Raw genomic sequence first — 12,382 nt, 5'->3', positions numbered from 1 at the left:
ACCTTTGCATCAAACTAATAGATGCGTGGTCATTTTGCATGAATGCGCTGGGCTGTGAAAAAATACAAACAGCACCATATGATTTGTCAAATATTGATTTGTGCAAAAAAAATGGGTTCTGTACAATAAGACCATTAGGCAGAAGGGGGAGCGCAATGACACATGCAGCTTTTTTTCCAGTCAGTGAGCGGGCAATGCTGGTTGAACTGGGAAAGGAAATCAGCGGTGATATACGCCTTGCAATCAGGCAGTTTACAGATCTGCTCGATCAGCAGAACTATCCTTGGCTGATCGAATACATACCTGCTTTTACGAACGTAACCATAATTTTTGATCTTCTGTATTTTAAAAATAACCCGGAAGAATCCCATATCTTCATTCAGAAGAAAATGGAGGAGCTTCTTTTCACCCTCAGGAACAAACAGACCGAGTCTGCCGGCTCCCGAACCGTAAAAGTTCCAGTCTGCTATGATGAAGAATTCGGACTGGATCTGGAGTGGGTAGCTAATTACAACCGCATCAGCAAAGAAGAGGTCATTTCCTTGCATTCACAGGGTACATATCCGGTATATATGATTGGGTTTTCACCTGGATTTCCCTACTTGGGAGGCATGGATGAGAAAATTGCAGCACCGAGGAAGGAAAAGCCGAGAGGGAAAATTCCGGCAGGATCGGTGGGGATTGCGGGGACACAGACAGGTATTTATCCACTTGAAACTCCCGGAGGGTGGCAAATTATCGGAAGGACCCCGGTGCCTTTGTTCGATCCGGCTAAAAACCCCCCTGTCTTACTGCAGGCTGGAGACACAGTTGAATTTTATCCAATCAGCAAAGATGAATATTTCCGACTAAAGGAGTCGTAAAATGAGTTTAAAAATTCTCCAATCCGGTCTGCTGAGCACCATACAGGACCAAGGCAGATACGGCTTTCAGAAGTACGGCATTATAAAAAGCGGGGCAATGGATTTATACGCCCACAGAATGGCTAATATTTTAACGGGGAATCCCGATGATGAAGCGACAATCGAAATGACTTTGCTCGGTCCCACTATTGAATTTACCGAAGATGCAATCATAGCGTTGACGGGAGGCAATCTTTCTCCTAAAATAAGCGGTCAGTCCATTCCGCTTTGGAGGCCTGTCTATGTTAAAGCTGGAGCTAAACTTGAGTTTGGAGCACCTGTTTCGGGCTGCAGAACCTATATGGCAGCAGCCGGGGGATTCAAGATTAACCCGGAGCTTGGCAGCCGGTCCACCTACTTGAAAGCAGGGATCGGAGGAGTTGGCGGGAGAGCGCTTAAAGAGAATGACGAGCTGGCAATAAATCAATCAAAACAAATTGAGAGCATCATTCTTGATGGCTCAGATGCAAAAGCAATTCCTGCAGGCTGGTACATAAAGCCTTATTACAGCGGAAGAGGAAAAATATTCCGGTACATAGAGGGCAGAGAATATGATTGGTTCACTGAAGACTCCAAGACAGGATTTGAAGAGAACGAATTTTCAATTACGAGCCAGTCTGACAGGATGGGCTATCGTATTGAAGGGCCTTCCTTAAGACTGAAAGAACAAAGAGAATTACTCTCCGAAGCGGTCGGGTTCGGGACGATTCAAGTTCCGTCCGGAGGTCAGCCAATCATATTAATGGCAGATCACCAAACGACAGGAGGCTACCCTAAAATCGGCCAGGTTATCTCAGACGATCTCCCTATGCTTGCGCAGCTGAAGCCTGGCGAGAAAATAAAGTTTGTAAAAACAAATCTGACTGAAGCTCAAAAACTTTATATCCAAAGGGAAAAGGAAATTGATTTTATCCGATTAATGGTAAAGGATAAGCATAAAAAGGGGGTTCTTTAGCATGAAGGTTGATTTAAACTGTGATTTAGGGGAAAGCTTCGGATCCTATTCCATCGGGAATGATGCCGATATTCTGCCCCTTGTCACATCCGTTAACATTGCGTGCGGATTTCATGCCGGGGATCCATCCGTTATGAGAAAAACGGTTCAGCTCGCTCTTACAAATGGAAAGGCAATCGGTGCTCATCCGGGACTGCAGGACCTTCAGGGTTTTGGAAGAAGGTCAATGGCGATCTCACCTGAAGAAGCCTATGATATAGTGCTTTATCAAATCGGTTCATTGGATGCCTTTGTCCGCTCAGAGGGCGGAAAACTCCATCACGTTAAGCCCCATGGAGCTCTCTACAATATGGCAGCATCGGATACAGCATTAGCAGGTGCCATCTCAAAAGCGGTACATAAGTATGACGCATCTCTTGTATTATATGGACTTTCCGGAAGCGAGCTGATAAAAGAAGGGAAGAAGGCCGGCTTAGTAACGGCTAGCGAAGTCTTTGCAGACAGGACCTATCAGAAATCCGGTGCACTCACACCAAGAACACACCCTAATGCTTTAATTGAGGATGATCAGACAGCCATCGAACAGGTAAAAAAGATGATCATTGATCAAAAAGCGGTCAGCGCAGAAGGGGAAGAATTTCAAATAACTGCAGATACTGTCTGTATACACGGTGATGGGATCCATGCGCTTTCATTTGCAGCAGCAATAAGAAACGAATTGGAGCAGTCCGGGATTATCCTGCAGGCCTTTTAATAAGGGAAAGGGAGTTCGGGATAAATATACTGGCTATAATCAGCAGAATGGATTAGGAGGGAAAACGTATGAAGGAAAGCCGCTTAAGCGTACTTCTAGGGGCCGCGTTTTTAATGGCAACATCCGCCATCGGTCCAGGGTTCTTGACCCAGACTACTTTTTATACAGAAACGTTAGCCGCTTCATTCGGATTTGTTATTTTGATTACGATTATTCTGGATATTGGAGTACAGCTCAATGTTTGGCGAATTATTGCTGTTTCAGAGAAAAGAGCTCAGGATATTGCGAATATGGTCTTTCCCGGATTGGGAGTGCTGGTCGCTATATTAATTGTTTTTGGAGGCCTCGCTTTTAATATTGGAAATATTGGCGGTGCGGGGCTTGGTTTTAACGTTTTATTCGGGATTAATCAGGAGATGGGAGCAATCATTGCAGCTTCTATTGCCATTACGGTTTTTGTATTTAAAGAAGCCGGCAAGCTTATGGATAAATTTGCGCAAATTTTGGGCTTTCTGATGATTTTGCTGACAATCTATGTGGCATTTTCAAGCCAGCCGCCCCTTGGCGAAGCTGTGGCAAAAACCTTTATGCCTGACACAGATAAAGATTACTTTATTGCAATTGTGACGCTTGTTGGAGGCACGGTTGGCGGGTACATTACATTTGCAGGAGGCCATCGTCTTTTGGATGCGGGAATTAAAGGGCGTCAGGCGCTTCCTCAGGTTAACCAAAGTGCTGTCACTGGAATCGCAGTGGCTTCATTGATGAGAATCTTCCTATTCCTTGCATCTCTTGGCATCGTTGCTCAAGGATTGGCTATAGATAAAGCGAATCCGCCTGCCTCCGTATTCAGGCATGCAGCAGGGGAAATGGGATATAAGTTCTTCGGTGTGGTGCTCCTCGCAGCCGCCATTACGTCCGTCATTGGAGCAGCTTATACATCGGTTTCCTTTATTCAAACCTTCAGTCCGGTTATACATAAATACCAGAAAGCAACCATTATTGGATTTATCATTATTTCCACCACAGTATTTGTGGCACTTGGAAATCCGGTTCAGCTGCTGCTGCTTGCAGGTGCCTTAAACGGTTTGATTCTTCCGGTTACTTTAGCTGTGATGCTCATAGCAGCCTATAAGAAAACCATCGTGGGAGATTACAGGCATCCGATTGTGCTGACGATTTTCGGAGTCCTCATCGTAATTGTTATGACAATCCTTAGCATTTCTACACTAAGCACAAATTTTTCAAAATTATTTTAGTGAAAAACGGTTTGGCGCTGCTGCCAAACTGTTTTCTTTTATAAGCATAAATGTCAGGAAAAATCCGAAAACATTGACTTTTAGTTGTAAACGATTGCACATTCCGGTTTATATTGCAATGTGAAGCGGGCAATGTTTAAATGGAAAAGTCAGATATTTTTCGGTTTATTTACAAATGATAAAGACAGATTGTCCGTAAGGAAGTTCAGGACAATTACTCAAAGGAGCGGTAACCAATGGCTAAAATAATTGCGATTAACGCTGGAAGCTCTTCACTTAAATTCCAGCTGTTTGATATGCCAAGTGAAGATGTGGTAACAAAAGGTCTCGTAGAGCGTATCGGACTTGAAAATGCGACCTTTGCCATTTCTGTTAATGGTGAAAAACAAACAGAAACAACCAATATTCCAGATCATGCCGTAGCGGTTAAAATTCTTTTATCCAAGCTCACGGATCTTGGGATTATTGAATCGCTTTCTGAGATTGAAGGAATCGGCCACCGGGTCGTACACGGCGGAGAGAAATTCAGCGATTCCGCTCTGATTACAGAAGAGACACTTGCACAAATCGAAGAGCTGTCCGACCTGGCTCCCCTTCACAATCCTGCAAACGTAGTAGGAATTAAAGCATTCCATGAGGTTTTGCCAAACGTACCTGCTGTTGCGGTATTTGATACGGCCTTTCATCAGTCGATGCCGGAGCAATCCTTCCTGTACAGTCTTCCGTACGAATACTATGAGAATTACGGAATCCGTAAATACGGCTTCCACGGTACCTCCCATAAGTATGTGTCAGAACGTGCATCTGAAATGCTTGGACGTCCGCTTGAACAGCTGCGTCTGATTTCCTGCCATCTTGGAAACGGGGCAAGCATTGCAGCCATCGAAGGCGGAAAATCCATCGATACATCCATGGGCTTTACACCGCTTGCGGGTGTTGCAATGGGAACCCGCTCAGGAAATATTGACCCGGCTCTGATTCCATTTATAATGGAAAAAACAGGGTCTTCTGCTGATGAAGTCCTGAACATCCTGAATAAGAAAAGCGGCCTCCTTGGAGTCTCAGGTCTGTCCAGTGATCTTCGCGATATTACAACGGCAGCAAAAGAGGGAAATGAACGGGCTGAAACAGCTCTTGAAGTGTTTGCAAGCAGAATCCATAAATACATCGGTTCCTATGCTGCCCGTATGAGCGGTGTAGATGCGATCATTTTCACAGCAGGCATCGGAGAAAATAGTGCTGAAGTACGTGCCCGTGTTCTTCGCGGACTTGAATTCATGGGGATCTACTGGGATCCTGCGCTTAATGACACATTCGGCGATGACCGTTTCGTCAGCTATCCGCATTCCCCGGTTAAAGTCATGATCATCCCAACGAATGAAGAAGTGATGATTGCGCGTGATGTACAGCGCCTAACAAAATAACCATTCCAAGCTCCCTGCGGGGGGCTTTTTTTTTCGCTCAGGCGAGAAGGTCCTAAATGGAGAAGGGAGAGCATACGAACAAAGGTCAAGCGAGCCTGCATATAATGCTTTCAGCATTGAACGATTTGAAGGGGGGATAATGGTTCATCTCCGGTATGCAGCTTAGTTCCCGTACTAAGTTTAGATCTTCCAGCAGACTCTTCTTTTCTGAAGGCTAATATGTATGCGCTCCCATCCAAAAAACCATTTTAAGGTTGGAAATAAGGGTTGAAAAACAGGAGAATTCTTGTTAAAGTCTTCTCTAAGATGTATTTTTATTAATTCAATAGTATTTTTATACACACCTATTCAGAGAGGGAGATTCGTATGAACCAGAAAGTTGTTTTAGCCTATTCCGGAGGCCTTGATACCTCTGTTGCCATTAAATGGCTGCAAGATCGCGGGTTTGAAGTTGTCGCGTGCTGTCTGGATGTAGGGGAAGGAAAAGACCTTGCGTTCGTCCAAAGCAAAGCACTTGAAGTTGGTGCGTCAGAATCTTACGTCATCGACGCCAAGCAGGAGTTTGCCGAGGAGTACGCACTGCTTGCCCTGCAGGCCCATGCTATGTACGAAGAAAAATATCCGTTAGTATCGGCACTTTCACGCCCTCTCATAGCGAAAAAGCTTGTGGAAGTTGCTGAGAAAGAAGGAGCTTCAGCTGTTGCCCATGGCTGCACGGGAAAAGGAAATGATCAGGTCCGTTTTGAAGTATCCATTAAAGCATTAAATCCAGACCTGGAAGTAATTGCGCCGGTACGCGAATGGAGCTGGTCACGTGAAGAAGAAATTGATTATGCACAAAAGCACGGAATTCCAATTCCGGTTAACTTAAACAGCCCTTATTCCATCGACCAGAATTTATGGGGCAGAAGCAATGAATGCGGCGTACTGGAAGATCCTTGGGCTGCTCCGCCTGAGGAAGCCTATGATCTGACAGCCCCGCTTGAAAAAACACCGGATCAGCCCGATGTCATAGAAATTGCGTTTGAAAAAGGGGTGCCTACAGCGGTAAACGGAATCGTTTATTCTCTTTCTGATATGATTCTGCATTTGAATGAATTAGCGGGAAAACATGGCGTTGGAAGAATTGATCATGTCGAGAATCGTCTTGTCGGAATTAAATCGAGAGAAATCTATGAGTGTCCGGGTGCTGTAACACTGCTTAAGGCACATAAGGAGCTTGAAGATTTAACACTCGTAAAAGAAGTCGCTCACTTTAAGCCTTTCATCGGGCAAAAACTTACAGAACTCATCTACAACGGACTCTGGTTTTCTCCGCTTAAAGCTCCGCTGGAAGCTTTTTTAAAAGAGACTCAGAAGCATGTCAGCGGAACGGTCCGCGTTAAGCTGTTTAAAGGCCATGCCATTGTAGAAGGACGCAAATCACAGTTTTCGCTATATGACGAAAAACTGGCTACTTACACTTCTGAAGATGCTTTTGATCATCAGGCTGCTGTCGGCTTTATTTCCTTGTACGGACTGCCTACAAAGGTCAGCAGCATCGTTCAAAACCAAAAGAAGGTGAAAGCGTGACGAAACTGTGGGGCGGCAGATTTCAAAAAACACCGGAGGAATGGGTAGATGAGTTCGGTGCCTCTATAGATTTTGACCGGGAGCTGGCAGAGGAGGATTTAAAAGGCTCTTTAGCCCATGCAAAAATGCTGGGGAAGACGGGAATCCTCACCCAGCAGGAAACAGAGCTTATTGTGAATGGCCTCCATACTCTTATGGAAAAAGTAAAAAAAGACGAGCTTGCCTTTTCTGCAAAATATGAGGACATTCATTTAAATCTCGAAAAACATCTGATTGAAGAGATTGGTCCGGCCGGAGGAAAGCTTCATACTGGCAGAAGCCGGAATGATCAAATCGCGACGGATATGCACCTTTATCTGGATGAGCACGTTCAAACCATCATTCAATATATAGAGGCTTTACAGCGAGTTTTGATGACAAAAGCGGAAGAGAATATTTACACCATTCTTCCGGGCTATACTCATCTTCAGCGGGCGCAGCCAATTTCGTTTGCCCACCACCTGCTCGCCTATTTTTGGATGCTGGAAAGAGATAAAGAACGCTTCAGGGATTCGTTGAAAAGAATTCGGCGGTCTCCGCTTGGAGCAGGTGCACTGGCGGGAACCACCTTTCCTATAGACCGCTCTTATACCGCGGATATGCTCGGCTTTGAAGGCATCTATGAGAACAGCCTTGATGCGGTCAGTGACAGGGATTTTATCCTTGAATTCTTAAACGGCAGCTCCATTCTTATGATGCATCTTTCAAGACTCTGCGAGGAAATCATTTTATGGTGCTCACAGGAATTCCAGTTTGTTGAGCTGGATGATGCCTACGCAACCGGAAGCTCGATGATGCCGCAGAAGAAAAATCCGGATATGGCAGAGCTGATACGCGGAAAGACCGGCCGTGTATACGGGAATCTTTTTTCCCTCCTAACCGTTATGAAAGGACTGCCCCTTGCCTACAATAAGGACTTGCAGGAAGACAAAGAAGGCATGTTTGATACAGTCAGAACAGTGGAAGGAAGCCTGAAAATTTTTTCAGGAATGATCTCCACTATGACAGTTAAAAAAGACCGCATGGGCCAGGCGGTAAACCAGGATTTTTCAAATGCTACGGAGCTTGCAGACTATCTGGCAAAGAAAGGCATGCCTTTCAGGGAAGCTCACGAGGTTACGGGAAAGCTCGTTTTTCAATGCATCCAAAAAGGCTGCTTTTTAAAGGATTTGTCATTGAAAGAGTACAAAGCTGCCTCCTCTCTCTTTAGCGAAGATCTGTACCGGGCGATCGATCCGTATGAGGCGGTAGCAAAACGGTTAAGCGAGGGCGGAACCGGCTTTGAAATGGTAAAAGAGGGCTTGAAAAAAGCGGAAGTAAAGCTCCAAAAGGAAGAACTTTCCTTGCAAGGTCAAGGGAAATAAACCAAACACTAGGACAGGAACCCAATATGGCGGAAGGAGGCCTGTCCTGTGAAAAAACAAGAACCGAATCACGCATCCATTCAATATGATTCTGCAGCTGAGGAAGAAACCTCCCAGCAAATTAAAAACGCTTATGAGAGCGGTGTAGTGGAGCAGAACTTTGATGAAAGCTTCACAGAGGATCAAGCGGAAAAAGCGGATGAAATCTAAAGCAAAGCCGGCATCATCATTGGATGCCGGCTTTTTAATGTCTGCCTGGCGGAAGTACCCGGGCAGGCGGTTTCAGGAAAAACGATGAATTGACGAAGTGAACCGGCCGAATCTTTTCCTGAAATAACATAGAATAGCAGCTGGACATCGGGTGATCAGGGCTCCCAAACAGCTTCCACCGGCAGTTGACTGGAGGCCAATCGCACGTGCCGGACAAAAACTAAAAGGTCCCCGCTTTGCTAACCAGTTACAAATGCCCCCAAGAGCCTCAGGGACGCCTATCTTAAGAACCGTTTGGTTTTGACTATTCCCACATACAAAATACCTGTTAAAGCAAAACTGATGAACCCCGGAACAGCTTCTTGCGGCATAAGCCAATAGACTAAGATTCCGAATAATAGTGCCCAAATGGCGTCTTTGTTTATTTTTTTCATCATTATCAGGTCGGCTTCTGGAATGACAGCTCTCTTAATTAGTAAAAAATCCGCCGAAATGACGGCCGAAAGCGGTATAACGAAGCCCCCAAGCAGCGTGATCCATTCCTTCGCTTCTGTCACGATTGAAGGCATCGTACTAAGGGCTGCACCTGCAATGCCAAAAAGGATGGCGCTCCGAATTCTGCCGAGCGAGGGGAATGTATTAAGCAGGCTGAAGCTGCCGGTATAAGCATTGCTTAAGTTGATGGAAATGAGAGACAGGATCGAAGCAGCAAGAAGAAGGGCAATCAGCAAATAAGAGTCCGTTAGTTTTGAGGCGGACAAAAACGGATTGATTTCACCGAAAGCAGCCGCACTGAAGATTCCCAAAAAAGCCGTTACGGAAAAACCGGCGAAATTCCCCGCAAACATACCCCAGAAACCGTGCTTCGGTGATTTGGCATACCGGGTCATATCCGCAGACGCGCTGACCCCGGCCACATACTGAACGAAAACCAGGCCGGCAAAAATCAGCATGGCTCCAGCGCTTCCGCTGGATTGCTGAGCACTTCCAGATGCAGCTTGAGCCGGATTTATAGTAAAGTATAAATAGAGAATGGCTGCTTCTCCTGCAAGCAAAACAGGAAGAAAATAGATGGTGGCTTTTTTAACTGCGTGAAAACCGACAACCGTAATCCCAATCATAACCGCCCCAAGCAACACAGCTAGCAGGGGGAAGGGAATGCCGTTTATCCCAAACCGGCTTAGACCTTCCAAAAGCATCCACGTTCCCCCTATCGTTTGTACGGAAAACCAATAAAGGGAAATTACTGAGCGAATGGGTGATGCGCCATACTGGCCAAGCCGGCTGCCAAGCATACTCCGGATGGCGTATTGAGCCGGGAGTCCGCTTACAGAACCGGGAAGAGACAGGCAGGAGACGAGCAAAAAAGCAAAAAATGCACCAGACATACAGCTTATCAGCGCCTGGGAAAAGGTTAAGCCTCCTTCCATAACAGCTAATGCAGGCAGCAATACATTGCCTGCATTAAACGAAAAGGTAAACTGAATAATAAAGTATTCAATCCAGCCCGTTGTTCTTAACTCGGGAGGAACCGCATCAAGTCCAATGCGCTCAAGCCTGCTGAACGGTTTTTGGTCTGCCGGAATCATATTCATCAACCTGCTTCCTGAAAATTCATAACCGTCTATATTATTACAGGTAAGATCCTTCCATACAATACATCTACTACAATTACCTGCTCGAAAGGAGCATAATCGATGAAGCATGCCATCATTACAGCCGGAACAAAGGGGCTCGGGAAAAAAGTAACTGAAGCTTTTCTGCGTGAAGGGTACTCAGTCACCGCAACCTACAGAAGCGACACAAAGGCAGCACAAGCACTTGAAAAAGAGTTTCAGCATCTCTCCGGAAGGCTGCTTCTTCTCCAGGGAGATGTGACAAGAAAAGGAGATCTCGACTCGATTATTGACGATTCCGTTTCCTCTTTCGGCAGGATTGACTGCCTGATCAATAATGCCGGTCCCTATATTTTTGAGCGAAAGAAACTTGCAGATTATACGGACGACGAATGGTACAGCATGATTGAGGGGAATTTGAGTGCCGTCTTTCATTTGTTCAGAAAAGCTGTACCGGTTATGCGCCGCCAAAAATTCGGGCGGCTGATTACGTACGGATTCCAGGACGCAGGCAATGCCCCTGGATGGCTGCACCGCTCTGCCTTCAGTGCTGCCAAAGCAGGTCTCGTATCCTTAACGAAGTCCATCGCCTATGAAGAAGCCGAAAATGGCATTACAGCAAATATGGTTTCCCCGGGAAATATTATAGGAGAAATGAAAGAATCCGATATCGAACATGCCCGTGCATGGCACGATCCGAAAACCCCTATTGGACGCTCCGGTACAGGAGAGGACATAGCGCGAATCATTGCCTTCCTTTGCGATGAAAAATCAGACTTTATCACTGGTGCGATCATTGACGCGAATGGAGGGGCAGATGTCCTTAGAAGGAAACAAGAGCAGCAGTAAAGCGGGCTCCATGAATACATGGAGTCCGTTCTTTTTTTTCGCTTCGCCCTTTTTTTGTTCAGCTTTTCCAAACAGAGAATCTGTTCATATTATAAATAAAAGTGCTAGCTGAGCAAATGAAAATGAGGGAAGGGATGTATTGGAAAGGCCTGTTATGCCTGTGCAAAAGCACGGTGTAAGTTTGACTTTTTGATTCGCACTCCCAATTAAGGAGGGGAAGAGAAAATGAAAATCGGTATACCAAAGGAAATCAAAAATAATGAAAACAGAGTGGCGGTCACACCGGCAGGAGTTTACGGAATGGTGGAGAAGGGCCATCATGTGGCCGTAGAAACAGGCGCCGGAGCAGGGGCGGGCTTTTCTGACCGGAACTATATGGAAGCGGGAGCGATTATTGTTCAGAAACCAGAAGATGCTTGGCTTTCTGATCTTGTGATAAAAGTAAAAGAACCGGTCCCCTCTGAGTATCCATTTTTCCGGGAAGGCTTGCTTTTATTTACTTTTCTTCACCTCGCAGCTGAACCAAAGCTGACAGAGGCGCTAATACAGGGTAAGGTTACAGCGATTGCTTATGAAACCGTCCAGCTGCAGGATGGAACCCTTCCGCTGCTTACTCCCATGAGTGAGGTGGCCGGAAGAATGGCGGCTCAGATTGGTGCGGAATTTCTGGAAAAACATAAAGGCGGAAAAGGCATTCTGCTATCAGGAGTTCCGGGGATTCAGCGCGGAAGAGTGACCATTATCGGCGGGGGAACAGCCGGAACCAATGCTGCTAAAATTGCAGCCGGGCTGGGGGCGGAAGTGAGGATTTTAGATACAAACGCCTCCAGGCTTCGGTATCTGGAAGATTTGTTCGGTGACAGGGTGATGACTTATCTGTCGGATCCTTATTCCATTGCAGAATCGGTCCGGTGGGCCGACCTTGTGATCGGAGCAGTGCTGATCCCGGGAGCCAGGGCTCCAAAACTGATTAAAAGGGAATTGGTGAAGGAAATGGAGAACGGATCGGTAATCGTGGACATCGCGATTGATCAGGGAGGAATTGTAGAAACGGGTGACCTTGTCACCACTCACGAAAATCCGGTATATGTAAGACATGGTGTGCTTCACTATGCCGTTGCGAACATGCCGGGAGCTGTTCCGAGAACATCGGCTCTTGCCCTTGCAAATGCTGTGTACCCATATGCCATTCAGATCGCCTGCAAAGGCTGGAAGCGTGCTCTAAAAGAAAATGAATCATTGAAAATGGGATTGAATACGTGCGGGGGATATGTTGCCAGTAAGGTAATAGCACTAGAAGGAAAATACCCTTACAAGTCTGCTGATGATTTTATTAAATAAACATCGATTGCAGGGAAGGATTGAAAAAACAATTTCCTGAATGTTTGCATTTCTGCTAAATGTGCTATAACAGTCTATAGGAAGAGCTCGCCAAAAT

11 protein-coding genes are annotated in these 12,382 nt (G+C 45.9%); 10 read left to right on the top strand and 1 reads right to left on the bottom strand.

The features are described 5' to 3' along the window. The first annotated feature begins 155 nt into the window (after nucleotides 1-155). From pxpB to ACQCVE_RS07185, 8 genes are all read left to right on the top strand, one after another. Nucleotides 156-863: a 5-oxoprolinase subunit PxpB gene (gene pxpB / locus ACQCVE_RS07220; RefSeq protein ID WP_426843551.1), complete on the top strand. Its 708-nt coding sequence runs from the start codon at nucleotides 156-158 to the stop codon at nucleotides 861-863. A 1-nt stretch (nucleotide 864) separates the two neighbouring features. Continuing rightward, complete coding sequence (locus ACQCVE_RS07215; RefSeq protein WP_426862254.1) at nucleotides 865-1,857, top strand: biotin-dependent carboxyltransferase family protein; 993 nt, start codon at nucleotides 865-867, stop codon at nucleotides 1,855-1,857. 1 nt (nucleotide 1,858) lies between these two features. Further along, a complete protein-coding gene (locus ACQCVE_RS07210) occupies nucleotides 1,859-2,611 on the top strand; it encodes a 5-oxoprolinase subunit PxpA (protein WP_426843553.1) in 753 nt (250 codons plus the stop codon). A gap of 68 nt (nucleotides 2,612-2,679) precedes the next feature. Then, on the top strand, nucleotides 2,680-3,870 hold the full coding sequence (locus ACQCVE_RS07205; protein ID WP_426843555.1) for an NRAMP family divalent metal transporter: 1,191 nt from the start codon (nucleotides 2,680-2,682) through the stop codon (nucleotides 3,868-3,870). Nucleotides 3,871-4,106: 236 nt separating this feature from the next. After that, the gene (locus tag ACQCVE_RS07200) at nucleotides 4,107-5,294 is read left to right on the top strand and encodes an acetate kinase (protein ID WP_426843556.1); all 1,188 of its coding nucleotides are present in this window, start codon (nucleotides 4,107-4,109) and stop codon (nucleotides 5,292-5,294) included. Between the two features lie 366 nt (nucleotides 5,295-5,660). Continuing rightward, nucleotides 5,661-6,866 (top strand): argininosuccinate synthase, encoded by a 1,206-nt coding sequence (locus ACQCVE_RS07195; RefSeq protein WP_426843557.1) that lies wholly within the window; start codon nucleotides 5,661-5,663, stop codon nucleotides 6,864-6,866. Further along, nucleotides 6,863-8,269, top strand: coding sequence for an argininosuccinate lyase (argH, locus tag ACQCVE_RS07190; RefSeq protein WP_426843558.1), 1,407 nt, complete (start codon nucleotides 6,863-6,865; stop codon nucleotides 8,267-8,269). The genes ACQCVE_RS07195 and argH overlap by 4 nt, the downstream gene beginning before the upstream one ends. A 48-nt stretch (nucleotides 8,270-8,317) precedes the next feature. Further along, complete coding sequence (locus tag ACQCVE_RS07185) at nucleotides 8,318-8,479, top strand: hypothetical protein (RefSeq protein WP_426843560.1); 162 nt, start codon at nucleotides 8,318-8,320, stop codon at nucleotides 8,477-8,479. Nucleotides 8,480-8,757: 278 nt separating this feature from the next. On the opposite strand, the gene ACQCVE_RS07180 is transcribed toward ACQCVE_RS07185, so the two are convergent. Further along, nucleotides 8,758-10,074 carry a cytosine permease gene (locus ACQCVE_RS07180; protein WP_426862252.1) on the bottom strand — a complete coding sequence of 439 codons (1,317 nt, stop codon included), beginning with the start codon at nucleotides 10,072-10,074 and terminating at the stop codon, nucleotides 8,758-8,760. Between the two features lie 102 nt (nucleotides 10,075-10,176). Between ACQCVE_RS07180 and ACQCVE_RS07175 the strand changes: the two genes are divergently transcribed. Both ACQCVE_RS07175 and ald read left to right on the top strand, forming a co-directional pair. Next, nucleotides 10,177-10,944, top strand: coding sequence for an SDR family oxidoreductase (locus ACQCVE_RS07175; protein WP_426862250.1), 768 nt, complete (start codon nucleotides 10,177-10,179; stop codon nucleotides 10,942-10,944). Between the two features lie 225 nt (nucleotides 10,945-11,169). Beyond that, nucleotides 11,170-12,285: an alanine dehydrogenase gene (ald, locus tag ACQCVE_RS07170; RefSeq protein ID WP_426862248.1), complete on the top strand. Its 1,116-nt coding sequence runs from the start codon at nucleotides 11,170-11,172 to the stop codon at nucleotides 12,283-12,285. Nucleotides 12,286-12,382: the final 97 nt, after the last annotated feature.

Source organism: Metabacillus sp. 113a (genome assembly GCF_050107635.1).
GTDB lineage: Bacteria > Bacillota > Bacilli > Bacillales > Bacillaceae > Metabacillus_B.
This window is presented reverse-complemented; position numbering and strand designations above follow the sequence as displayed.

Bases quoted from the DNA above. Each gene is read 5' to 3' on its own strand.
- pxpB (WP_426843551.1), top strand. From the start codon at position 156: ATGACACATGCAGCTTTTTTTCCAGTCAGTGAGCGGGCAATGCTGGTT.
- ACQCVE_RS07215 (WP_426862254.1), top strand. From the start codon at position 865: ATGAGTTTAAAAATTCTCCAATCCGGTCTGCTGAGCACCATACAGGAC.
- ACQCVE_RS07210 (WP_426843553.1), top strand. From the start codon at position 1,859: ATGAAGGTTGATTTAAACTGTGATTTAGGGGAAAGCTTCGGATCCTAT.
- ACQCVE_RS07205 (WP_426843555.1), top strand. From the start codon at position 2,680: ATGAAGGAAAGCCGCTTAAGCGTACTTCTAGGGGCCGCGTTTTTAATG.
- ACQCVE_RS07200 (WP_426843556.1), top strand. From the start codon at position 4,107: ATGGCTAAAATAATTGCGATTAACGCTGGAAGCTCTTCACTTAAATTC.
- ACQCVE_RS07195 (WP_426843557.1), top strand. From the start codon at position 5,661: ATGAACCAGAAAGTTGTTTTAGCCTATTCCGGAGGCCTTGATACCTCT.
- ACQCVE_RS07180 (WP_426862252.1), bottom strand. From the start codon at position 10,074: ATGAATATGATTCCGGCAGACCAAAAACCGTTCAGCAGGCTTGAGCGC.
- ACQCVE_RS07175 (WP_426862250.1), top strand. From the start codon at position 10,177: ATGAAGCATGCCATCATTACAGCCGGAACAAAGGGGCTCGGGAAAAAA.
- ald (WP_426862248.1), top strand. From the start codon at position 11,170: ATGAAAATCGGTATACCAAAGGAAATCAAAAATAATGAAAACAGAGTG.